Raw genomic sequence first — 21,329 nt, 5'->3', positions numbered from 1 at the left:
GCCGTCATTGCCCGCTGTCCGATCCGCGACGTACATTGGCCATCAACAAGACGTCGAGGCAACCGCCATGCAGATCGCCCGCATCGAGACCTTCCTGTTCGACCCCGGCACCGCCAAGAACCTGCTGTTCTGCCGCATCGAAACCGCCAGCGGCCTGCATGGCTGGGGCGAGGCCTACGTCACCCCCGGCAAGGAACCGGTCATCGAGCACCTGCTGCGCGATCTGGCGCAGTACATGATCGGCCGCGACGCCTTCAGCATCCGCCACACCGCGCAGGTGGTGTTCGAGGATTTCGCCATGCGCCGCGCATCGCTGGACCTGATGTCGGCCTGGAGCGCCATCGAGATCGCGCTGTGGGACATCGTCGCCAAGCACGCCAATCTGCCGCTTTACAACCTGTTGGGCGGTGCCTCCCGCGAGCGCGTGAAAGTCTATGCCAACGGCTGGTCGAGCGGCACCGAGAGCATCGAGCGGAACATCGAGCGTGCCCTGGCGGTGAAGGAACTGGGCTACACCGCGCTGAAATGGGACCCGTTCCCCGGCCCCTGGCGCAGTTTCATCCATCGCGAGGACGAGGACCACGTCGTCCGCTACGTCCGCATGATGCGCGAGGCGCTCGGCCCGGACTTCACCTTGCTGGTGGAAGTCCACCGCCGGCTCGCGCCGATGCACGCCATCCGCATCGGCCGCCGCATCGCCGAATACGACATTGGCTGGTATGAGGAACCTTGCCTGTGCGACAACATCGAACTGGTCGCCGAGGTGCGCCACGCCCTGCCGATGCCGATCGTGACGGGGGAGGCGATCTATTCGAAGGAAGCTTTCGCCGCCGCCTTTGCCGCGCGCGCCGCCGACATCATCAACCCGGACATCTGCAACTGCGGCGGTATTCTGGCGATGCTTGACATCGCCGCGATGGCGCAGCCGCACGCGGTGGCGATCGCGCCGCACAACTATAATTCGACGCTGGTTGGTCTGGCCGCGACGGTGCAGGTGTCAGCAATGATCCCAAACTTCTGGATCGCCGAATGCTTCGTCAACCTGAAGCCGGCGTGCGACGAGATCGCCGGTGCGCCGCTCGTCGTGCGGGACAGCTTTGTTGATCTGCCGACCGCGCCGGGCATCGGCATCGACCTTGATGTGGCGAAGCTGCGTGCCAGGCCATTCCGCGACATGGGCACGCGGATGGGCAAGGGGCTGCGGTCGTACACCGAGGAGTTCCCGCGCAAGCACTATGCCATCGCGGCAACCAAAACGGGATATTGAGGACCTTCCCGGGCGGATGGGGGGACGAGATCAATGGCCGAGCATGATGATTGCGTTGATCCAAGGCGGACGTTCGAAGCATCGCAGGCACAAGCGCGGATGGTTCCCACGGCAGCGTCACCATGAAGCTTTCATTCCGCAGGGCGGTTATGTCTCTGAGAGTTCTAACTTGAGATATCTGCCAGCGTTGCTAGACTGACGGTTTTTGGGCTGGAGGATGTAATGTCTGCGGATGGTTTGAACTGCAAGCAGTGCGGAGGATTGGACTACGTCAAGAGCGGCACGGTGCGCGGCCACCAGCGCTACCGGTGTCATCGCTGTGGCTGCAACTTCACCGATACCCCGTTGCGGGGCAAGCCGCCTGCGATGAAGGCGCTGGCTATGCTGCTGTATGGCATGGGCAACATGAGCTTTAGCATGATCGGACGCCTGCTGGGTGTCAGCGACGTGGCGGTGCTGAAGTGGGTGCGAGCCGAAGCCTCCGCCTTGCCGGAGCCTGAGGTAGCGGCGCAGGTGATCACGGTCGAGGCGGACGAGATGTGGCACTTCATCAAAAAAAGTCTGCCAAGCTGTGGGTCTGGCGCGCCTATGACGTTGATACACGCCGCGTTGTGGCCTGGGTTCTGGGTGGGCGTGATGATGCAACCTGCCGCCGCCTGCTCGACAAGGTCGGCCTGAGCGGCAAGACCTTCGTCACCGATGATTGGGAGGGTTACCACCGGCTGATCCCGGAGGATCAACTGTTCACCGGCAAGGACTTGACCTTCCCCATTGAGCAGGACAACAGCAACGTCAGGCATTATCTCGCTCGCTTTCGACGCAAGACCAAGGTCGTGTCCAAGTGTCCCACCATGGTCGATCTGTCACTGCGCCTGCTCCACCACCTGCAAGATCCGGAAAACTATGCCACTTATGCCAAGACGTTCTTGGCTATCTTTGGTTAGAACTCTCATGTCTCTACTACCGGCTGATGTAGATAATAAAGAACATCATCTCCACATTGACAACTATACTCTATTACTTATTTTGGAAGGACTATTTTAACTGATCGAATATGTGACCATGGATTCTCCCAGGGCAATTTTTGATGGCCTCTTTTGGATCGTATCCAGAACAGACTCGGCGGGCAACCGAAAACTCGCCCTGGCCTGGTGAATAGCGCGGGCAATTACCAGAAGGTCGGTCGTATCCCGTTAAAGGCAGTCAACTGCGGGGATTACCAATACGTCGCCCCGGCCTGACAGGCTGGCCAATTAAAACGCGAGATCCCGTATTCGGATGTGAGAAATTGCCCGTGGAAACCGGCAACCGGGCACGTCTGGCGTCGTTCCGGACATAGGCGGCGTGGAGAGCCGCCAAGGAGGATACCATGGCGGTCGTAAAAGTCATCGAGTTGCTTGCCGAGTCCGAGCAGGGTTGGGAAGATGCTGTGCGTCAGGCGGTTGCGGAAACATCGCGCACCGTACGCGGCATCAGTTCCGTTTACGTCAACGAGTTCCAGGCCACGGTCGAAAACGATCGAGTCAAGAACTTCCGGGCTAATGTAAAGATCTCCTTTCTGGTGGAGAAAAGCCAGAGCTGAAGGGCTCCTTTGTCGTGTGGGCCCATGACGGACACGGCGTCCGGCATGGGCTACGCCGGTCGTTCCGGCTGATTGATGCTCCACAGTCCAAGAGGTCAGCATCAGAGGGCGACGCAAATTATACCTTGAGCCCTAAAAATACGGCTGCAGATACCGCTAAAGCAGATTGCAGCCGTGGCTTTCCAGTTGCGGCAACCATGAACCAGGCGGTGTAGCCTACGGCCCCCGTCTGCAACATCTGGTCGTTCCACTTGCACTTGGTAGTAAGCCGCACGAGTACTTTCCGGTCCTGCGTCCAGCGACGATCGGCTCAATGACCGGGGGGTGGCGGCCTATGCTCGACCACCCGCCCACAGACAGCAATCGCCAGCGCGCATCCCAGCAGCACAAGCAGCGCCAGACGCAACCCGACCCCATCGGCCAGGAACCCAATCGCCGGCGGCCCCAGCACGAACGCGCCATAGCCCATGGTCGCCGCCATCGCGATGCCGCCGCCCGGCGTCACGCCCGGCACACGGCCAGCCGCGCTGAACAGTACCGGCACGACATTCGCCTCTCCAAACCCTGCCAACGTAAGGCCCGCCGTCGCCACCAGCAGGTCGGGCACCGCGCAGGCCAGCGCGATTCCGAAGGCTGCCAGACCGGCACCGCCCGCAAGCACACGCCTGGGACCGAAGCGGCGGACGAAGGCATCGCCGGCGAAACGGGTCACCGCCATGCTCAGCGAGAACCCGGCGAAGCCGGCGGACGAGGCGCCGAGCGAGGCGCCGCCGACCTCGTGCAGATAGACCGCGGTCCAGTCGAACACGCCGCCCTCGAACAGGAACGCCAGCAGGCAGAGCAAGCCGATACCCAGCACCGCGCGCCGTGGCCACGCAAAATTCGAGCCACCGGCTGGCACGCCTTCCACAGAAAGCCAGCTTGCGGCGGCACAGATCGCGACAAGGTCCAACGTTGCCGCGATGGATAGCACAGCCTGAAACGATGCCGCCGCCGCTGTCAGCCCGCCGCCCGCCGCCGCCCCGGCGAGGCTCCCAAGACTGAACCAGCCGTGGATGCCGGACATGATCGGGCCGCCCCAGGCACGCTCGATCACGCTCGCCTGCGTGTTCATCGCGACATCAAGCCCGCCGAGGGCGACACCCGTCAGCAGCGCCGCGGCCAGCAGCCAAGGGTAGCTCTCCACCGCGCCGAGCAACGCCATGGAGACCGCGCCCGCAAGCCCGGTGGCCACCACCGTGCGGACGCCGCCCAGCCGGGTGGTCAACGCCCCGGTGATCGGCATCGTCAGGATCGCGCCGACGGCAAAACCGAACACGATCGTAGCAAGGCCGGAGTCAGACAAGGAAAACCCGGCCTTGATGCGCGGGATCTGCGACGCCCAGATCCCCATATCGAACCCGCTGACCCAGAACACCAGGCTGATTGCCCGCCTGGCCGCGATGGGACGGGGATGCGTCGCCGTGCTGGAGGGGATCAGTGTGTATCGGTGTGGAACGTCTTCCCGACGATGATCCAGCCTTCGGGCAGCCGGGCAAGCGTCAGGTAGTCGGTGAAATAGCGCGGCGGAATGGCGCAGAACACCTTGGCGAACGCAGTGGCGGGGCCGGAGCGGTCAATCGTCACCACCCAATCATGCCGCGGCAGGTCGCGGCTCTTGGGCGAGGGACGCGACCGCACCGCCTCGAACCAGGCGGCGCGGGACATCACCGATAACGTTCCGTCGGCGGCGACACTTCGCAGGTCGGCGGTTTCATGGAATGCCATGCCGAGTTTCTCGACGCTGCCCTCGTACAGCCCGTCAAAGTAGGTTCGCAGGACGGCTTCGATGGCAGCCAGATCGTTGGCCATGATTGCTTCTCCGGACGAGGCACCAGTGTGGCCCATGCAACCGCCGATGTGCAATGGCGGCCGTAACATGACCGCCGGCAAGGGCAGGTCCTGGCGCCAGCCGACCGCACGTTCCGACGCCACGACGCTCGGCGTTTTCCGATGCGCGGAGCAAGTCTCGCGACCACATGTGCCGTCCGAGACGCTGATCGCTTCGTCAAAGACCCGGTATGCGGGCGGTGGTCATGACCAGGGCCGTGGCAGGCGCGAACTTCCACGGTGCTTCCGCGTTTCCCTCCCGTTCATTGGAGCCTGCCATCATGAGTGAGGCCCCTGTCACGCCGGCCCTTGCGGGCCTGACCGAGGAGGAAACCCGCAACGTCGAGCTGGCGCGCGAGTACATGCGGATCTCGTACACGCCTGGAAAGGCCGGCCGGGAGGCGGTCGTTCATCTCTGCGCCCCCGGCAACATTTTCACCGTGCCGACCACCTTTCCGAAGGTCCACACACTGGAGGAATACGCCGAAGATCACGGGAAGCTGATGAAGCAGGTGAACGACCTCCGCCTGGTCAGCTTCGACGTAATCTTTGCCAAGGCCGACCAGGTCGCGATCCGCTACACGGCCGAGGGGCACCACAGGGGCGAGCCCCATGGCAGCATCGCGCCGACCGGCCGCAAGGCATGCTGGACCGCCGCCGCCCTGTTCCGTGCCAAGGATGGCAAGCTCACCGCCTTCATCAAGGAATGGAACAAGCTCGCCATGTGGGAACAGCTCGGTTGGCCCACCGAGGAGTGTCGGAGCCAGCAGAATGCATCCAATTCGTAATTCCCAAGGAGTACCCATGTCCCACCACCAGCGTTCCTTCGCCGTTGTCACCGGCGGTTCCAACGGCATTGGCTTTGAGCTGGCCCGCCAGTTCCTCGCCAACGGTTTCGACGTCTTGATCGCCGCCCAGGATGAGGCACACCTGCGCGACGCCGCGGGCCAACTTTCCGCCGATGGCGGCACCGTGACCTGCTGGGCAGGTGACCTCGGCCGCGAGGATCAGGTCGATGCGCTGCACGCCGCGATCCGCGACACGGGGCGGCCGGTGGACGCGTTGTGCGTCAATGCCGGCTTCGGCCTGGGCGGCCCCTTTGCCGAAACCGACCTCAAGCGCGAGCTTTGGCTGATCGACGTCAACGTGCGGGGCGCCGTGCAGCTCACCAAGCTGGTCCTGAAGGAGATGGTGGCGCGCAACGCCGGGCGGATTCTGTTCACGTCCTCGATCGCCGCCACGATGCCGGACCCGTTCGAGGCAGTGTACGGCGGCACCAAGGTGTTCCTGCGCTGGTTCGGCGAGGCGCTGCACGAGGAGCTGAAGCAAACCGGCGTCAGCGTTTCCGTGCTGATGCCCAGCGTCACTGAAACCAACTTCTTCAAGCGCGCCGAGATGATGGATACCAAGGCGGGCGTGAAGGACAACAAGGACGATCCCGCCGTGGTCGCCAAGGCCGGGTTCGACGCCATGATGGCCGGCAAGGACAAGGTCACGCCCACGGGCAAGAACAAGATCATGGGCGCGATCGCCGACCTGCTGCCCGATACGGCGGCCGCCAAGGCACATCGCGGGCTGTCCGAACCCGGCTCCGCGGGTTGAGTGCAACAATGCGCGCTGCACCTTACCCACCGGACGAGATGCCCGCCGACCTGCGGGCGCTGCATGACGAGATGGCGGCCTACGTCGCCGAACACCTGAAAGGGTTCGTCTCCATGCGGACGGACCGGGCGCTCGTGGGGCCGTTCCCGCCGATGCTGCGGTTCCCGGCCTTTGGACGTGCGGCGTGGAGCTACACGAAAGCGCTGATCGACCATTCGCATCTCCCAAAGCCGGCGCACGAGGTCGCGATCCTGGCAACGGGAGCAGTGTTCAGCTCGCGGTATGAACTTTATGCGCACGAGCGCGTCGCGGAAGGGGCAGGATTGAGTCCCTCGAAAATCGCGACGATCGCGGCGGGACAACGACCGGCGGACCTGACGGAGCAAGAGCAGGCGGCATACGACGTGGCGGTTGCGCTGGCGTCCGGGCGGCAGTTGCCGCAGTCCACCTACGCGCGGGCGGTGCGGCTGTTCGGCGAGCAGCAGACAGCGGAACTGATCTACCTGGTTGGCGGGTATTGCCTCGTGTCGCTGCTGCTGAATGCTTATGACATTTCAGTGCCGGGACGCGAGGAGGGGTTGCCGGAGGGCTGATGCCGTCGATGCAGTCAGCTCAGGTCTGCCGGAGGTGGAGTCGAAAGGCCTGAGTCGCGCGGCCAAAGGAGGCGTCAGGCCATGATCGGACGCTGATGATGCAACTCCGGCCGATCATGGTCTAATGCCGATACGGCGCATTCTGCATGAAGCGGCACCCCAAACCCACCCTTCACTTCATCAGGCGCTCGACGTCCTCGGCCAGCAACAGCCGGTCGCGCAGCAGTGCCTGCGCCATGGTCCGCACCGCGTCGGCATGGCCATTGTCCGGATAACGTGCGGCCATCGAAGCCCGAGGATCATTGCTCTGACGGCGTTCCGCATCGGTGGTTGCGAATGCCAGGAACGTGCCGTCGCGATCGGCGAGTTCGCCCTCCGGGTACGGCGCCGTGTAGAGGTTCCATCCGGCGAAGGTACCAAGCGGTGCCGCGATATCGGGAAGACGGATGCCGGCACGCTCGTTACCGTCGGCGTCGACCTGCGGCACTAGCGCAATGTACGCGCGGGCCGCCGGCACCAGGTTCGTCCAATCCGCCAAGGGTGCGACATCGTTTGCGGCATACGGCCGGATCAGGCCGGGGATCGCGGGAAAGGCCACCTGTTCGGCCGGCACCAGCGTGCCGTCATCGATCCGCGGCAGCCGGCTGTCGGGCGGCGCGCGCCCTGTCGCCACCCACTCGTCCAATGCCATCAGCAGCGCCCGCACCGCTGGCATCGGGTCATGCCAGTTGCGCGGATTGACGCAAGGGCCGTTGTCCCGCGGCATCCCCGCCTTGCCGCCATGTTGGGTTCCCGCCAGCAGATAGCCCCGCACGTTCGGCGGCAGCGCGACGTCGTGTCCGCCAAGCGGATCGGTGTGCAGCAAGGAGGCACCCTTTTGCCAATACTCGGTCGAAGTATTGGTCTCGATCAGCTTCGGATCAGTGCGTCGCCGCGCAGCAGGGCGCCGGAGCCGCCGGTGATCGGGTCATCCAGCGCGGTGGCGGAGAACGGGAATTCCACTTCGGGAAAGTCATGATCCTCATGCCATGTCCGGGTTCGGAACGGCTGGCCGAACGGCGTGTTGTGGAACACCCGGCCGATCCCCGCGACATGGGTGAACACGCCGTCGAACACGCGCCGCCCGTCCTCGTCGCCGTTGAAGCCCTGCGCGATATGGTCGCGCAGGTAACGGCCGGCCTGGGAGATGCCGAACGCCAGCGTGTGCGTGATCGGCCGCCCCAGCAGGCCGGCGCCGTCGTGGCGCAGATGGCTGACCACATCGCGAGTCGCCGCGAAACCGATGCCCAGGACACGCGGCCTGGTCGCCTCGTAGCGGATTTCATGGATCGACCCGAGTTCCGGCATCGTGCCGTCGGGCATCAGCCGGATCGTGCGGTCGTCCGCGAACGCAAACGGCACGTCGGTGCGCGGCGCGGTCTGCGTTCGCCGCACGGTGACCGACGCCGGCCCGGTCGCCTGGTAGGCCAGCTTGAACACCTCCAGCAGGCCAAGCCGCGTGCCGGAGATGAATTCCTCGCGGATATTTTTCGTCACGCCCTCGATCGCCGGCACCTCCAGCGGCAGGCCGGTGGGCTTTGGCGCACCTGGGTCCCAGCCGGTCCACAGCAGTGAAAATCCCCGCCGCAGCGGCAGCGCGTTGCCGAGTTCGTCCGCCGTCTTCGGCTGGTTGCCGCCGGCGCCGGCGCACAGGTTGGCGAACAGCATGATCCGCCCGCGGTTGTTCACCTCATACAGCAGGCGGCCGTTGCCGCGGGCGGGATCGGCCGGCCGCAGCAGCACGAAGTCGCTGCGATATTCAACCCGTCCGGCGGCGTTGCGAGGCGCCTGCTCCAGCAGGGCAATGCCGCGATTGCACGGATGCGCCGGGTCCAGGGCGCCAATGGCGGTGCCGTCGATCCGCTCATAGGCACCCGTGTCGCCGAATGCCGCGCCACCGACGAGGGGCGCGCGGTGCTTGATCTCGATGCCGGTGATCATGGCCAGTGCAGCTCCGCTTCGGTCTTGTCCTGCAGCGCCTGACGCGTCATGCCGGGCACCATGTCGATCACCGCGAAACCGTCCGGCGTGACGTCCAGAACCGCGAGGTCGGTATACACCCGCCGCACCACGCCCTTCGCGGTCAGCGGGTAGGAACAGGCGCGCCGCAGCCGCGAGCCGCCGTGGCCCTTGGTGATATGCTCCATCGCCACCCACAGCCGCTTGGCGCCGATGGCCAGGTCCATCGCGCCGCCGACCTGCTTGACCGGTTCGTCTGGCGACCGCGCCCAGTTGGCGATATCGCCGTTTTCGGCGACCTCGAAGGCGCCCAGCACGCACAGGTCCAGGTGACCGCCGCGGGCGATGGCGAAGCTATCGGCGTGGTGGACAAATGACCCGCCGGTGCGCAGGGTGATCGGTTGCGTGCCGGCGTTGAGCAGGTATGGATTGATGGCGTCCGCGGCAGGCGCCGGCCCGGCGCCGATCACGCCGTTCTCGGAATGGAAGATCACTTCGCGGTCCAACGGCACGTGATCAGACACGCCGGTGGGAATGCCGATCCCCAGATTGACGAACCAGCCTTCCGGTATGTCGTGCGCGATGCGGGCGGCGATGCCGGCGCGGTCGAGCGGGCGGACTGTCATGCTTTCCTCCGTTATGCCGGCTTCGTCATGCTGGCCCACGTCACGCCGATACGTGCAGCACGCGTTGGATGAAGACGCCGGGTGTGTGGACGTTGGCCGGCGCGATATCCCCCAGCGCGACGACATGGCGGGTCTGCACGATGGTCAGCTTCGCCGCCATCGCCATGACCGGATTGAAGTTCCGCGCGCTCTCCCGGTGCGTCAGGTTGCCCCAGCGGTCGGCTTCCCAGGCGTCCACCAGCGCGACATCGCCATGCATCGGAAATTCCAGCACGCAGTTGCGGCCGTTGATAATCCGCGTCTCCCGGCCCTCGGCCAGCAGCGTGTCCGCGGCGGTGGGGGTATAAAATGCTTCGATGCCGGCACCAGCCGCGCGCAGGCGTTCGGCCAGTGTGCCCTGCGGCACGATCTCCAATTCCAGCCTGCCGGCGGCGAACAGGCGGCCGGCGACGCTGTCGGCGCGGACATAGCTGCAGACCAGCTTGCGGAAACGGCCGGACGCCAGCAGGTCAGCGGTCGGCCCGGCCTCCCGCCCGCCGGCATTCGCCACCAGGGTCAGGTTCCGCGCATCTTGTGCGAGCAGACCCTGCGCCAGGGCTTCCGGCATGCCGTTGCCGAACCCGGGCAGCAGGATAACGGACCCGTCGGCGATGCCGGCCAGGGCCGTTGCCATGTCGGGCACGAACTTGTCGATCATGCGAAGGGCTTCCTCGGGCACTGGATGCTGCTGCCCGACATCTGAGCGCGGATTGAAGCTGGTGGCAACGGAACACTCGTCCACTCGTCAGGATCAATAATTCCTGACGTGTCGCAAGCGGATGCCAGGACCGTCCGCCACCATGACGCGGTGAAATCGCGCTGGACCCTGCGATCGGCAATCACACGCGACGTGTCGATGATCAAGCGGACATGCTGCACGAGCGGCGCGCATTAACCAACCGACAGGGGCGTCTCCTTGCACGAAATTATCAAATGTAACGTTATTAAGTTTGCTGGACGCGCGTCCAGTGATAGACGCGCGTCCAGCAGGTTGAGAGACTCCAGGTTTATTTGTTCAACAGTGCGATCGTCTAAGGTTAAGTCAATGTCGGACAATGCCGTTCTATGCGATGGCACCATTCAAGCCATTCGGGAAGAACCCGTAGCCGCCGCTTGCCCCGCCAAGATAGACAATGTTCAAGACCTGAGCGGTTGAGCGATCATAGGCAATTGCATTGCCGTCGCCCAGCGAGATGTTGGTGACCCCGCCCAAGGTGACACCCTGGTCGTCAGCCACGCCTGATGCCGCTGCCCGCAAGGCGGAGATCGCCGCCGTGGCAGGTGCCTGCCCCATCTGCAACAACAGCGTGCGCACGGTGGCCGCATGATAAGCTTCGGTCGCCAGAATGCCCGCCGCCGCATCAAGATACGTCTTGCTTTGAATCAGCGTCGCGGCACCATGATAGGCGGTGACGCCGACATCTTCGAAGAGGTAGGCACCAAGCAGGAAGCTGGTTTCGTCCGCGAACGGATTGAAGGTCCCGCCCGCCGGGATCAGGCCGGCCGCGACCGCGGCCGTGGTGAAGCTTCTGGAAAGATCAATGGTTGGTTCCGCAACCGCCAAGCCGCCCAAAGCGGCTCGAAGAAATCGCACATGCGCCTGCTCGTCGGCCGCGATTTCGGCGGCATATTGTGCCATCGCCGCTGTTGTAAACGGCACCGCTGCGCCGCCTGTGACGGTACCCTTGGTGCCCACCCCGGATGTGTCGGCTGCCGACAAGCCGACGCCTGTCAACGCGCGTAGGTAGAATTCCGCTTCCAAATATTCAAGATTCAAGGCGAAGTTCAGAATGTCATAATCCGATCCGCCGCTGGGTGGGTTGTTGGGCTGAAAGCCGAGGTTCAGCAGCGGATCGAGACCGCTTGCTGCCTTAGCATTGCCAAAGCCCAGTGATGCAACCGCGCCGACCGCGGCCGCGCTCCATCCAGCCCGGGTCAACAGGTGGCGTCTTGTTCCCATTTGCTTTCCTTTTAATTCCATCAAACAAACATGGCGTCGGCTGAGGACCTCCGACCGGCTATCTTTGCCGGTGCCAACAAAGAAAAAGCAACATCGATCTGCACAACTAGTATTATTCGTTATCGCAACATCTGCGATATTTGACTAAAACGGATCGACCATGCACCTATTTTCGTCGAAGCCACGATCTTCCTGGGCTGCGCTGTGACCAGATGCCCGGATCGTAGGTGTTACCGCGCGCCCTCCGCCGGCGACGGTGCAGGATGAATTTGGTGTAGCCGTTCGGCTGCATCCGGCCTCCTGTCGGAGGTCATCGGGCGACCAGCTCTGCCTTCAGTGACGCGGGGTGGGAAGGGCGGGACGGCGTCGCGGCTTTCGGCGGCGCGGTCGAACTGGACCTGTACCAAGCGACTGCCCCGGCCACACTGGCCAGCAGCAAGGATACGCACGCCATCGCACCGCGGCTGGGCATGGCGTAGGGTTTACCCCTGCCTGCGCAACGGGAGAACGGCATTATGTCCAAGATGGAGCGGAGATGTCACACCGCTCGGGCAGGGCGGGAACGTCGGCGGAGGTGGCAAGGGGAAAGTCATGCGGGAACTCGCCGGTAAGACAGCTTTCGTGACTGGCGGAGCAAGCGGCATCGGGTTCGCGCTCGGCCGTGCCTTTGCGGACGCGGGCATGAAAGTGATGCTCGCTGATATCGAGCCGGATGCATTGGCCGCCGCCGTCCGGAGTCTGCACGATTCCGCACCGGACGTGCGCGGCATTCCGTGCGATGTTGCCGACCCTGCCAGTGTCGAGCGTGCGGCTAACGCCTCATACGAGGCATTCGGAAATGTCCATGTGGTCTGCAACAACGCCGGCGTTGGCGGCGGCAGCGGTATCGACAACATCTCGCTTGACACCTGGCGATGGGTGCTCGACGTCAACCTCATGGGGGTCCTGCACGGCATCCGAATCTTCCTGCCGCATATTCGCGCCCACGGTGAAGGCGGCCACATCGTCAACACCGCGTCGATAACGGGCATGAACAGCGGGCTTGGGTTCAGCCCTTACTCGGCAAGCAAGTTCGCGGTGGTCAACATGTCGGAAGGGTTGGCAATGCAGGTCGCCCCGCTTGGCATCGGCGTGACCGTGCTGTGTCCCGGATTTGTGCGAACCCGCATCTGGGAGAGTGGGCGTAATCGGCCGGAGCGCTATGGCCCGATGCGGACACCGGACCTCGCAAGCACAGCGGGCAAGCTCATCGCCCGGCTCGACCGAACTCGGCCGGGCAGGACTCGACCCATCCGATGTTGCCGCGCAGGTTCTTGCCGCGATCCGGAACGACGAACTCTATGTGTTCACGCATTCCGGTGCGGACTGGCGGGCCGAGCTACAAGAGCGATTCGGCGCCATCTTGGCGGCAATGGACCGAGCGGCGGCTCGCTAATGCGTTCCACCGTCGTCAGGTCTGCATCGCAAGACGCGCCGCGGTTGTTCCCGCCACGCCTCAGGCCGCCGCCTTCGCCTCGCGCCGGCGGCGGTGCAGAATGAACTCGGTGTAGCCGTTTGGCTGTGTGCGTCCGTCGAAGATCAGGTCGCGGGCCGCCTTGAACGCCACGCCGTCGAAGCCGGGCGCCATCGGCTTGTACAGCGGGTCACCGGCGTTCTGCCGATCCACTATCAGCGCCATGCGTTGCAGCGCCTCGGTCACCTGCGCCGGCGTCACCACGCCATGATGCAGCCAGTTGGCGATATGCTGCGAGGAGATGCGCAGCGTCGCGCGATCCTCCATCAGCCCGACATCATGGATGTCTGGCACCTTGGAGCAGCCGACCCCCTGGTCGATCCAACGCACCACATAACCCAGGATGCCCTGGCAATTGTTGTCCAACTCCTGCCGGAGATCATCAGGGGACCAGTTCTGCCCCTCGGCCACCGGGATGGTCAGCAGATCCTTTAGGGGGGCTCGCGGCCGGGACGCCAGCGCGGTCTGCCGCGCGCCGACATCGACCTGATGGTAGTGCAGCGCGTGCAAGGTCGCGGCGGTGGGCGACGGCACCCATGCGGTGTTCGCGCCGGCCATCGGATGGCTGATCTTCTCCACCAGCATGTCCGCCATCCGGTCGGGCGCCGCCCACATGCCCTTGCCGATCTGCGCTTTGCCCCGCAATCCGCATTCCAGGCCGATCTCGACGTTCTGGTCCTCGTACGCCTTGATCCAGGCGGTTCCCTTCATCTCGTTCTTGCGGATCATCGGGCCGGCCTCGATCGAGGTATGGATCTCGTCGCCGGTGCGGTCCAGAAACCCGGTGTTGATGAAGACCACCCGCTCCCTGGCCGCCGCGATGCACGCCTTCAGGTTGGCCGACGTCCGCCGCTCCTCATCCATGATGCCCATCTTCAGCGTGTTCGGCGCCAATCCAAGGATCGTCTCTATACGGCCAAACAGGTCGCTGGTCAGCGCCACCTCCTCCGGCCCATGCATCTTCGGCTTGACGATGTAAACCGACCCGGCTCGGCTGTTCCGGATCGGCCCCTTGCTGTTCAGGTCATGCATCGCGATCAGCGCAGTGACCGGGGCATCCAGAAAACCTTCCGGGATTTCCCGCCCCGCCGCATCCAGCACCGCATCGGTATACATATGATGGCCGACATTGCGGATCAGCATCAGGCTGCGCCCCGACAGCCACAGGCTGCCGCCGGAGGGCTTGGTATACTGCCGGTCGGCGTTCAGCTTGCGGGTCATCATCTGCCCGGCTTTCTCGAACGTGTCCTGCAGTGTCCCGTTCATCAGGCCCAGCCAGTTGCGGTAGGCCAGCACCTTGTCGGCGGCATCAACGGCGGCGATGGAATCCTCGCAGTCCTGGATGGTGGTAATGGCCGCTTCCATCATCACGTCCGCCACACCGGCCGGATCGTCCTTGCCGATCGGGTTCGTGCGGTCGATCACGATTTCGAGGTGCAGACCGTTGTGCTTCAACAGCACTGCCGATGGCGCGGACGGCTCGCCCCGATAGCCGGCGAACTGATCAGGATCCCGCAGGTCGGTGGCGGCACCGTTTTTCAGAGCAACCACCAGGATACCGTCCTTCACCGCGTATCCGGTCGCATCGGCATGGCTGCCGGAGGCAACCGGCGCGGCGTCATCCAAGACCAAACGTGCCTTCGCCACCACCTGATCGCCGCGGATCTTGTTGTAGCCTCGGCCCCGCGTCGCGCCGTCATCCTCCGGGATCGCGTCCGTGCCATACAGCGCATCGTACAGGCTGCCCCAGCGGGCGTTGGCGGCATTCAGCGCGTAACGCGCATTGGTGACCGGAACGACAAGTTGAGGACCGGCGATTGTCGCGATCTCCGGATCGACATGCGTCGTGTTGACCGCGACATCGGCCGGTTCGTCCACCAGGTAGCCGATACCGCGCAGAAAGCCGAGGTAAGCGTCAGCGTCGGCCGGCTTGCCCTTGTTGGCCAGATGCCAGGCATCGACCTGCGCCTGGATGCTGTCGCGCTTGTCCAGCAGCGCCTTGCAGCGCGGCGCCAGGTCCTTCAACAACGCCGCGAACCCGTCCCAGAATGCATCCGACCCAACCGACGTCCCCGGCAAGGCCTCGGTGTCGAGAAAATCGTACAGTGGCCGAGCAATACGAAGTCCGGCTGACTCGACATGATCCATCGTATGGTCTCCAGCGGGGCAAGGGAAATTGTGGTCCAAGGTGGGGGACGAGGATATAGGCTGGATTGTCCCGCTCTCGCCAGCCCAGGACCCGTCGCCGCTGGATGAAAACACGAAATCGATAGCGTCATCCCGATCGCTGCCGGGATGCGCCGCGCGCGCAAGCGTGGGCTTGACTCCCGATGTCACCACCCAATGTGGGTAGCGCAGACAGCGGCACTGCCGTTTCTGCATGACGTTTCCCCCCCAAACTTCGACGGCGCCTTCGGGCGCCGTCTTTTTGTTTGGAATTATCCCCGCGGATGCGTCTTCCGCCACACCGCCAGCAGCCCGGCCTCATCGACCGCGGTATAACGCTGCGTCGTCGACAGGCTGACATGGCCGAGCAGGTCCTGGATCGAACGGAGATCGCCGCCGCCGGCGAGCAGATGGGTGGCGAACGAATGACGCAGCGCATGCGGCGTTGCATGCTCTGGTAGCCCACTTAGGCGGCGATAGGTCCGCAGCACCCTCTGCGCCACCGCCGGGTCCAGCCGCCTGCCACGCGCCCCGACGAACAGCGGACTGTCCGGCTGCTTGTCCGGGTGCAGCGCCAGCCACGCCTCAAGCGCGGCGCGAACCGCCGGCAGCACCGGCACGATGCGGGTTTTCGACCCCTTGCCGACAACCCGCAGTGTCGGACTTCGCGGCAACGCCGCGGCGTCCCGCACATCCAGTCCCAGCGCCTCCGCGATACGCAGCCCGCTGCCATACAGCAGCGAAAAGAACGCGATGTCGCGGGCCTGCAAGGCGGGCGTATCCGACAGGTCGCCGGCGTGTTCGGCGACATCGCGTGCCTGGTCCACGCTCAGGGCGCGCGGCAGGGCAGGGTGGGCGCGGGCGGTCGAGACCAGCCGGATGGCGGTCAGATCGACGCCGTGCCGCCGGTTCAGGTAGCGGAAGAAGCCGCGCACCGCCGACAGATGCTGCGCGCGGGAGGACGCCGCCAACTCGTCCTTCGCCAGCGCCGCCAGCCACGCCCGGATGTCCGCCGCCCGCAACGCCGCCAGCACGGTCAGGTCCGGTTCGGCGCCCAGATGTCGCGTCAGGAACCCAAGAAACCCGGCCAGTGCGTGACCGTACGCCTCAGTCGTGTTCGCGGCGGCGTGGCGCTCCTGTCTCAGCCAGTCAAGGAAGGCCGTGCGCGCGGCCTCCGCCGTCATGCGGGAGACCGAGCCGGATGGCGCGGGTGCGCTGTCAACGGTTCGGCGGCTCATCAGACCATGATCGTTTGAGGTTGCATCATCGCCGATGTCCGATCATGGCCTGATTTCTCGTCTGATCGCGTGATTCACGCCTCCTGACTGATCAACCTCCGGCGATCACGCTCTAGACCGGCTTGTCGCCCGCGACGGTGACCCGGAAGCCGGACCTTGTATATGGCCAGTAGTCCCACATCGCCCGATGCTGGACGCAGCGGTTGTCCCAGAACGCCACCGAGTTCGGCTGCCAGCGGAAGCGGCACTGGAACAGCGGATTCTCCACGTGGCTGTACAAGTACGACAGCATGGCCGTGCTTTCATCACGCGGGATGCCGAGGATGCGCTTGGTGAAGCCCCGGTTCACGTACAGCGCCTTGCGGCCGGTGACCGGGTGGGTGCGGATGACAGGATGTTCGGCGCGCGGATAGACCGGCTTGTCGGCGACACCGAGGTTGGCATAGGTGCCGCGATACGACTCCTCCCCGTCATGCACGGCAGTCAGGCCGTCGAGGTAGGTTTTCAGCCGGTCGGACAGCGCCTCGTACGCCGCGTACATGCTGGCGAACAGGGTGTCGCCGCCGCGCGGCGGGGTCTGCCGGATATACAGGATGCTGCCCATCGGCGGTTCCGGATCGCAGGACACGTCGCTGTGCCAGCCTTCGCCGTTGGCGCGCGGACTGTCCTTGTCGGCGTGGATGATCATCAGTTCGGGATGGCCGGGGGCGTGCGGTGCCGCCGGGTGCAGATGCAGTGCGCCGAAGTTGCGGCCGAAGCTCAGGTGCTGGTCGGGCGTCAGCGTCTGGTCGCGGAAGAAGATCACCGAGTTCTCGGCCAGGGCGCGGTGGATTTCCGCCATCTGGTGGTTCGGCGGCGGCGTGGACAGGTCGACGCCGCCGATCTCGGCGCCGATGATCGGGGTGAGCTTGTCGATGGTGATGCTCTCATATGGCTCGGATGAGCCGGCCATATGGCGGTAGCGGGGGCCGTTGTTGCCGCGCAGGACGTTCATCGCGTCAGTGCCTTTCCGGTTGGACGTTGCGCTGGATCATCGGCCGCTGACGCGCGGCTCGCAAGGGGCGGGTTGTATCACGGCGTGGTTTAAGACGCGGATCGGCCAGCCGGCGCGATCATCCGGACCCGAAGCGGCGGCGGTGTTCGGCGCGGAGTGCCTCGGCTTCGTCGGAACGGCCGGTGTGCGCCAAGGCTTCGGCGCCATGGATATAGGATTCCTCGGTGTCGGGAAATGCCTGGCGCAAACCGGCCCAGACCTCCGCGGCGGCCAGCACGTTGCCACGCCGCTGAAGCAGATGTGCCAGCTCGAAGAACGGACGTTGTTCCCGCGGGAAGCGGTCGATCGCCACACGCAGCGTTGCCTCGGCTTCGGCGGGTTCACCAAGCGCCTCAAACGCTTCGGCCGCCGCGAAAAAACCATGTGGCTGCTGCGGAAAACGTTTCAGCACAGCGTTCCAGCGTTCCTTTGCCTCCATGACGTCGCCCTTCATCTGGGCCGAGCGGGCAAATTCGGTAAAGATGCCCAGGTTGGTCGGGAACAGAGCGCGTGCTTCCGAAAGCAGCGTATCGGCTTCATGGTAACGTTCCAGCCGGAGCATCGCCTGGGCGGTTCCGGTGTAGCCGATATGGTGACCGAACTGGCGCTGAACGACTTGCCAGCGCGCCAAGGCTTGCGGCCAATCCATTCGCCTGTCCGCGATCCGCCCGTATTCCAGGTATCCCATGAGCTGGTCTGGAAACCGCTTGATGGTCTCTGCCGCCAGGGCCTCGGCTTCGTCCAGTTGACCCTTGGCGGCGAATGTTCCGGCAGCCAGACCATACCCTTCCATGACGCCCGGGTACTGCTTTCGCAGGTCGGCACAGAGCCTTATGACCTCATCATGGTTGCCGCGTGCCTGGGCGACCTCCGCGAGGCTGCGCGCGAAATAGACCTCACGCGGATTTTTCGTCCGGCCTTCTTGCATCAGCGCCTGCGCTTCATCAAAGCGGCGCAGGCCAAGAAGAACCTTGAGCGCGAGCGGTGAATTGCGGGTTTCCCTCGGATAGCGGGAAAGCGACTGGGTCCAGAGTTGCGTTGCCTGGGCGGGATCGTCCCGCTCCAGTGCCGATAGGGCATACGTCAGGTCATCCTTGACCTTGAACTGGTCCCGTTCGCTGGCATCGCCCTGCTGGCGGCGAAGATCTCGCAGGATGTCGCGGCGATCCCGCCACTCCCGCCAGGCTGAAAGAAGACCGCTCATGAGGCATCTGGTCCGTTAGGATTGGGTGGAATTCCGGTAATCAGTCACCAGCGGCATCCCGCCGGGATAAGCAGGGCCCTGAAAACAAGGAACTAGTGCGCTTCCACGGTGACCGGAAAAATGCATGGGCCTTCCCGGTTCGTCATGGCCGGCCTCATATGAGGCCGGCCATGACGGCGGGTGGTAGATCGAGCGGTTCCAGTCACCATGAAAATGCTCTAGACAAGCGCTTCAGCCGCGACCGGGCCAAGCAGGCGAGCGTCGACATCCGAAATGCAGTTCAGGGCAGGGCGGTGGTTTGGCTCAAGCGCCAGGGCTGATAGCGCCGCCGTTCTGGCGGCCGCCAGATTCCCGCTACGGATCTGCAACGATGCGATGTGATACTGTCGGTCAGCGTCTTCAGGCGCCGCGGCGGCGACGCGGTGCGCCCAGACAATTGCGTGCGCCAGATTGCCGGAGCGGCTACAGATATCGGCCAGGCAGGTCATCGCGCCGATATGCGAAGGGTCGCGGCCAAGGATTGACAACGCGACGTCACCACCGCCGGCCAGATCGCCGGCCTGGATCAAGGCGCCGGCTGCCCATTCCAGCTTTCCCGTATCAGCGTTGCCGCATCGCGCCACCGCACGGGCCCATCTGGCGGTTTCATCCGGCCTGCCGGAGCGCCGGGCAATTTCCACCAGGGAACAGAGTGCGCCGACATTCGCCGGTTCCAGCGCCAGGGCGTGTTCGGCTCGTTCCCGGGCTTCCTCGAATTCTCCGGCTTCCATCAAAAGGTGAGCCAGCCAGGCGTGAAGCTGAACGTCGCGATGGGTCAACGGCGCGGCCCGGCGCAGGATTGCAACCGCCTTGGGAAGGTCGCCCAGCCGCTGCGCGACTTCGGCCAGCACCTTCAACGGCGCCGCTTCAACCGGCGCGATCCGGGCTGCTGTTTCGGCTGCCTGGCGAGCCTCCGCGAGGGCGTCGAGCTGTATCAGCATTGCCGCTATCTTGAGGTGCAAGGCGGTATCGTCTGGTTCGACCGAGACGGCGATGCGCAGCCACGCGATGGCCTGCTCCAACCGGTCGCAGCGGCGGTCGATGTCGGCCAGCATTCGCAACGCATGCAGGTTCGTCGGATCAGTCCGCAGCACCATGCGCGCTTCGGTGTAGGCGGCCTGAAGATCACCGTTTCGCTGCAGCCAGCCTGCGAGCAGGATCTTGGCGGCGACACTAAGCGGATCCAGTTGCGTCAGGCGACGCGCCATCGCGACCGCCCCAGGAACGTCGCCCGAGGTTCCCAGAAGATGCACGAACGCGTCCAACGGCCGTGGATCGTTCGGCAGCACTTCAAGCCCATATTGCATGATCAGGCGGCAGAGACTCTTGTCGCCGCGCTGGATCGCCAGCGTGGCGATATGGCAGGCGAACCAGCTCGCCAGTTCCGGGCGCATGTTTTTGCCGGCGAAGCGAAATATCGAGGCGGCCCAGGACAGATGCCGCTTGCAGGTCCCCCGCAAGATCAGCGATGGACGTTCCGGATGGCCTCGCCGTCGCATCGCCGCAAGGCGCCGAACGGCGTCGGGACCCTGGGTGCGACACAGGTTGAACAATTCGGTCGCGGCGGCAGTGCCGCGAAACGCCGCTATCGTGCCGTGCCCGGTGTTCCGCATGGGCACGAGATGCACTGACGGTGCCGCCCTATGGATCAGGTCGACATTCAACTGATCCTCGATAAGGTTTGGATCATGAAAAAGATAGATGGCGGCAGCGATATCCGCGGCGCCTATATGCATTCCGCCATGCAGACCCGGCCGATAAGACTCAACGTAGCGACTGTCAAACAAGCCTACATCCGCGGGATCGATCGAGTATTGCGGGCAAAAGCTCAGGGTAACACTGGCGCCAAGCAACCGGCTGAACTTGATTGCCCCATATCCACCCATTGAATGGCCAAACAGGATACGTTCCCGAAACCGGGCCAGCAGCGGTTCGAGAGCCACGACGGCTGCATGCATATCCGCCTGTGGAAACCAGTTCGCGGAACGGCACATGAAACCAAGAGTCGTTATCCCCGCGGAGCGGACCAGACCGTCACCCCAGACCGTTCGCCCGTTTGCCGGTTCCCCGGCCTCGTTGAATGTGATCAGCAGATAGGATGTAGCAGCCTCTATGAACAGGACCTCGAGGTTCTCCGAAAAGAATACGGTGTGGGCAGGAGCGTCGTTGGCAACCTCGGTGATCTTCAAGATGCCTCCGTTTCAATGCCGTGCCCTGCCAGGTCCGGATGTCATGATTGACGAAATGCCAATGTCATTGTCCTGCCTGCGACCTTGCCGTTATTCAGCAAGATTGATCATTCTCAAGGCGGCGTGGATGCAACCTGGTCGTCCCGTCCGCCGCGAACCCATTGGGCACGAGTCAACGCTGACTATACTGCCAAGAGAGCGACGGCAAAACAAAAATCGTGACGGCTTCAGCAGGCAATTGTTTTCGTCTGTAATCACGTTTGATGCTTGCTCGGTTGAAGCAGCAAGAGGCATAATCGACACGGGCTGATGGTCTTCGGCTACTCGGCCTCCCGCGGCACGCCGCGACATAAAGCGCAGCTTCCCCTCGGGACGATTGGGTAATGTGAAGATGCGGACTTCGACCCATCG

Annotated in this window: 20 protein-coding genes; 8 read left to right on the top strand and 12 right to left on the bottom strand. The window is 64.2% G+C overall.

Going from position 1 to position 21,329, the window contains the following annotated elements; translation table 11 throughout:
* Nucleotides 1-67: 67 nt before the first annotated feature.
* The 4 genes from ACQY4S_RS17630 to ACQY4S_RS17615 all read left to right on the top strand — a co-directional run bounded on the left by ACQY4S_RS17630 (nt 68) and on the right by ACQY4S_RS17615 (nt 2,849).
* Nucleotides 68-1,267, top strand: coding sequence for a mandelate racemase/muconate lactonizing enzyme family protein (locus tag ACQY4S_RS17630; protein ID WP_428486539.1), 1,200 nt, complete (start codon nt 68-70; stop codon nt 1,265-1,267).
* A 222-nt stretch (nt 1,268-1,489) separates the two neighbouring features.
* Complete coding sequence (locus ACQY4S_RS17625) at nt 1,490-1,945, top strand: IS1/IS1595 family N-terminal zinc-binding domain-containing protein (protein ID WP_428483389.1); 456 nt, start codon at nt 1,490-1,492, stop codon at nt 1,943-1,945.
* Nucleotides 1,879-2,211 carry an IS1 family transposase gene (locus ACQY4S_RS17620; protein ID WP_428483390.1) on the top strand — a complete coding sequence of 111 codons (333 nt, stop codon included), beginning with the start codon at nt 1,879-1,881 and terminating at the stop codon, nt 2,209-2,211. Before ACQY4S_RS17625 ends, ACQY4S_RS17620 begins: the two co-directional genes overlap by 67 nt.
* Nucleotides 2,212-2,636: 425 nt before the next feature.
* Nucleotides 2,637-2,849, top strand: coding sequence for a dodecin family protein (locus ACQY4S_RS17615; protein ID WP_428486538.1), 213 nt, complete (start codon nt 2,637-2,639; stop codon nt 2,847-2,849).
* 310 nt (nt 2,850-3,159) lie between these two features.
* Here the strand turns inward: ACQY4S_RS17615 and ACQY4S_RS17610 are convergent, their stop codons facing one another.
* Nucleotides 3,160-4,266, bottom strand: a complete 1,107-nt coding sequence (locus tag ACQY4S_RS17610; RefSeq protein ID WP_428486537.1) for an MFS transporter — start codon at nt 4,264-4,266, stop codon at nt 3,160-3,162.
* A gap of 59 nt (nt 4,267-4,325) precedes the next feature.
* Complete coding sequence (locus ACQY4S_RS17605) at nt 4,326-4,700, bottom strand: nuclear transport factor 2 family protein (protein WP_428486536.1); 375 nt, start codon at nt 4,698-4,700, stop codon at nt 4,326-4,328.
* 224 nt (nt 4,701-4,924) lie between these two features.
* On the opposite strand from ACQY4S_RS17605, the gene ACQY4S_RS17600 reads away from it, so the two are divergent.
* From ACQY4S_RS17600 to ACQY4S_RS17590, 3 genes are read left to right on the top strand one after another with little or no spacing between them, the layout of a single operon-like run.
* The gene (locus ACQY4S_RS17600; protein WP_428486535.1) at nt 4,925-5,506 is read left to right on the top strand and encodes an ester cyclase; all 582 of its coding nucleotides are present in this window, start codon (nt 4,925-4,927) and stop codon (nt 5,504-5,506) included.
* 16 nt (nt 5,507-5,522) lie between these two features.
* The gene (locus ACQY4S_RS17595; RefSeq protein ID WP_428486534.1) at nt 5,523-6,320 is read left to right on the top strand and encodes an SDR family NAD(P)-dependent oxidoreductase; all 798 of its coding nucleotides are present in this window, start codon (nt 5,523-5,525) and stop codon (nt 6,318-6,320) included.
* An 8-nt stretch (nt 6,321-6,328) separates the two neighbouring features.
* Nucleotides 6,329-6,913: a carboxymuconolactone decarboxylase family protein gene (locus ACQY4S_RS17590; protein WP_428486533.1), complete on the top strand. Its 585-nt coding sequence runs from the start codon at nt 6,329-6,331 to the stop codon at nt 6,911-6,913.
* A gap of 172 nt (nt 6,914-7,085) precedes the next feature.
* Here ACQY4S_RS17590 and ACQY4S_RS17585 read toward each other — a convergent pair whose 3' ends face one another.
* The 5 genes from ACQY4S_RS17585 to ACQY4S_RS17565 form a co-directional block, all read right to left on the bottom strand.
* Nucleotides 7,086-7,823 (bottom strand): alpha/beta hydrolase domain-containing protein, encoded by a 738-nt coding sequence (locus ACQY4S_RS17585; protein ID WP_428488443.1) that lies wholly within the window; start codon nt 7,821-7,823, stop codon nt 7,086-7,088.
* Nucleotides 7,823-8,893 carry an alpha/beta hydrolase domain-containing protein gene (locus ACQY4S_RS17580; protein ID WP_428486532.1) on the bottom strand — a complete coding sequence of 357 codons (1,071 nt, stop codon included), beginning with the start codon at nt 8,891-8,893 and terminating at the stop codon, nt 7,823-7,825. Before ACQY4S_RS17580 ends, ACQY4S_RS17585 begins: the two co-directional genes overlap by 1 nt.
* Nucleotides 8,890-9,537: a 3-oxoacid CoA-transferase subunit B gene (locus tag ACQY4S_RS17575; protein ID WP_428486531.1), complete on the bottom strand. Its 648-nt coding sequence runs from the start codon at nt 9,535-9,537 to the stop codon at nt 8,890-8,892. Before ACQY4S_RS17575 ends, ACQY4S_RS17580 begins: the two co-directional genes overlap by 4 nt.
* A gap of 40 nt (nt 9,538-9,577) precedes the next feature.
* Nucleotides 9,578-10,234 carry a 3-oxoacid CoA-transferase subunit A gene (locus ACQY4S_RS17570; protein WP_428486530.1) on the bottom strand — a complete coding sequence of 219 codons (657 nt, stop codon included), beginning with the start codon at nt 10,232-10,234 and terminating at the stop codon, nt 9,578-9,580.
* A 405-nt stretch (nt 10,235-10,639) separates the two neighbouring features.
* Nucleotides 10,640-11,536 carry a ferritin-like domain-containing protein gene (locus ACQY4S_RS17565; protein ID WP_428486529.1) on the bottom strand — a complete coding sequence of 299 codons (897 nt, stop codon included), beginning with the start codon at nt 11,534-11,536 and terminating at the stop codon, nt 10,640-10,642.
* A gap of 591 nt (nt 11,537-12,127) precedes the next feature.
* Here ACQY4S_RS17565 and ACQY4S_RS17560 point away from each other — a divergent pair.
* Nucleotides 12,128-13,075 (top strand): SDR family NAD(P)-dependent oxidoreductase, encoded by a 948-nt coding sequence (locus ACQY4S_RS17560; RefSeq protein WP_428486528.1) that lies wholly within the window; start codon nt 12,128-12,130, stop codon nt 13,073-13,075.
* Here the strand turns inward: ACQY4S_RS17560 and ACQY4S_RS17555 are convergent.
* The 5 genes from ACQY4S_RS17555 to ACQY4S_RS17535 form a co-directional block, all read right to left on the bottom strand.
* Complete coding sequence (locus tag ACQY4S_RS17555; RefSeq protein ID WP_428486527.1) at nt 13,032-15,197, bottom strand: malate synthase G; 2,166 nt, start codon at nt 15,195-15,197, stop codon at nt 13,032-13,034. The two genes, ACQY4S_RS17560 and ACQY4S_RS17555, sit on opposite strands and share 44 nt — an antisense overlap.
* Before the next feature lie 290 nt (nt 15,198-15,487).
* Nucleotides 15,488-16,399, bottom strand: coding sequence for a tyrosine recombinase XerC (locus ACQY4S_RS17550; RefSeq protein ID WP_428488442.1), 912 nt, complete (start codon nt 16,397-16,399; stop codon nt 15,488-15,490).
* Nucleotides 16,400-16,565: 166 nt separating this feature from the next.
* On the bottom strand, nt 16,566-17,447 hold the full coding sequence (locus ACQY4S_RS17545; protein WP_428486526.1) for a TauD/TfdA dioxygenase family protein: 882 nt from the start codon (nt 17,445-17,447) through the stop codon (nt 16,566-16,568).
* 118 nt (nt 17,448-17,565) lie between these two features.
* Entirely contained in the window at nt 17,566-18,690 is a 1,125-nt protein-coding gene (locus tag ACQY4S_RS17540) for a tetratricopeptide repeat protein (protein WP_428486525.1), read from the bottom strand.
* A 218-nt stretch (nt 18,691-18,908) separates the two neighbouring features.
* A complete protein-coding gene (locus tag ACQY4S_RS17535; RefSeq protein WP_428486524.1) occupies nt 18,909-20,918 on the bottom strand; it encodes a tetratricopeptide repeat protein in 2,010 nt (669 codons plus the stop codon).
* Nucleotides 20,919-21,329: the final 411 nt, after the last annotated feature.

The sequence above is a fragment of the Rhodopila sp. genome (genome assembly GCF_965276935.1).
In the GTDB taxonomy this organism is placed as follows: domain Bacteria; phylum Pseudomonadota; class Alphaproteobacteria; order Acetobacterales; family Acetobacteraceae; genus Rhodopila.
The sequence above is the reverse complement of the archived record's forward strand: the minus strand, read 5'-3'. Positions and strand labels throughout refer to the sequence as shown.

What these genes read in the sequence shown, in the direction of transcription:
- ACQY4S_RS17590 (WP_428486533.1), top strand. Translation starts at nt 6,329, where the DNA reads ATGCGCGCTGCACCTTACCCACCGGACGAGATGCCCGCCGACCTGCGG.
- ACQY4S_RS17580 (WP_428486532.1), bottom strand. Translation starts at nt 8,893, where the DNA reads ATGATCACCGGCATCGAGATCAAGCACCGCGCGCCCCTCGTCGGTGGC.
- ACQY4S_RS17545 (WP_428486526.1), bottom strand. Translation starts at nt 17,447, where the DNA reads ATGAACGTCCTGCGCGGCAACAACGGCCCCCGCTACCGCCATATGGCC.
- ACQY4S_RS17560 (WP_428486528.1), top strand. Translation starts at nt 12,128, where the DNA reads ATGCGGGAACTCGCCGGTAAGACAGCTTTCGTGACTGGCGGAGCAAGC.
- ACQY4S_RS17550 (WP_428488442.1), bottom strand. Translation starts at nt 16,399, where the DNA reads ATGACGGCGGAGGCCGCGCGCACGGCCTTCCTTGACTGGCTGAGACAG.
- ACQY4S_RS17595 (WP_428486534.1), top strand. Translation starts at nt 5,523, where the DNA reads ATGTCCCACCACCAGCGTTCCTTCGCCGTTGTCACCGGCGGTTCCAAC.
- ACQY4S_RS17555 (WP_428486527.1), bottom strand. Translation starts at nt 15,197, where the DNA reads ATGGATCATGTCGAGTCAGCCGGACTTCGTATTGCTCGGCCACTGTAC.
- ACQY4S_RS17565 (WP_428486529.1), bottom strand. Translation starts at nt 11,536, where the DNA reads ATGGGAACAAGACGCCACCTGTTGACCCGGGCTGGATGGAGCGCGGCC.
- ACQY4S_RS17540 (WP_428486525.1), bottom strand. Translation starts at nt 18,690, where the DNA reads ATGAGCGGTCTTCTTTCAGCCTGGCGGGAGTGGCGGGATCGCCGCGAC.
- ACQY4S_RS17625 (WP_428483389.1), top strand. Translation starts at nt 1,490, where the DNA reads ATGTCTGCGGATGGTTTGAACTGCAAGCAGTGCGGAGGATTGGACTAC.
- ACQY4S_RS17630 (WP_428486539.1), top strand. Translation starts at nt 68, where the DNA reads ATGCAGATCGCCCGCATCGAGACCTTCCTGTTCGACCCCGGCACCGCC.
- ACQY4S_RS17575 (WP_428486531.1), bottom strand. Translation starts at nt 9,537, where the DNA reads ATGACAGTCCGCCCGCTCGACCGCGCCGGCATCGCCGCCCGCATCGCG.
- ACQY4S_RS17570 (WP_428486530.1), bottom strand. Translation starts at nt 10,234, where the DNA reads ATGATCGACAAGTTCGTGCCCGACATGGCAACGGCCCTGGCCGGCATC.
- ACQY4S_RS17615 (WP_428486538.1), top strand. Translation starts at nt 2,637, where the DNA reads ATGGCGGTCGTAAAAGTCATCGAGTTGCTTGCCGAGTCCGAGCAGGGT.
- ACQY4S_RS17600 (WP_428486535.1), top strand. Translation starts at nt 4,925, where the DNA reads ATGACCAGGGCCGTGGCAGGCGCGAACTTCCACGGTGCTTCCGCGTTT.
- ACQY4S_RS17605 (WP_428486536.1), bottom strand. Translation starts at nt 4,700, where the DNA reads ATGGCCAACGATCTGGCTGCCATCGAAGCCGTCCTGCGAACCTACTTT.